This is a genomic window from Candidatus Accumulibacter vicinus (assembly GCF_000584955.1).
Taxonomy (GTDB): Bacteria; Pseudomonadota; Gammaproteobacteria; order Burkholderiales; family Rhodocyclaceae; genus Accumulibacter; species Accumulibacter vicinus.
Genome location: NZ_JDSS02000032.1, coordinates 91,318 through 91,524, shown reverse-complemented (window position 1 = coordinate 91,524; position 207 = coordinate 91,318). Strand labels below are relative to the sequence as shown.

The following is a 207-nucleotide window of genomic DNA, read 5'->3' as shown; positions in this document are numbered from 1 at the left end:
GGGGAGGGGAGATTCGTGAGTCGCATACGCGACTTTCACATTAAGCCAGAAGGGCATTGAGGAGAGGTTTCAGCAAGCCTTTGCCACGGATTCTGGCGTTGTGCACGAATTGGAAAAAGCCCAAGTAGATGGGAAGTTTCTCCTGTGAGCGTCCCCGATGGGGACGTCACCAGGAGCGCAGCAATGACCAGAAGCCTTCCATCGTAT

Annotated in this window: 1 pseudogene; it reads right to left on the bottom strand. The window is 54.1% G+C overall.

Going from position 1 to position 207, the window contains the following annotated elements:
• Positions 1-40 precede the first annotated feature (40 nt).
• Positions 41-207 (bottom strand): annotated as a pseudogene (locus tag CAPSK01_RS23295) (DDE transposase); the annotation flags it as partial.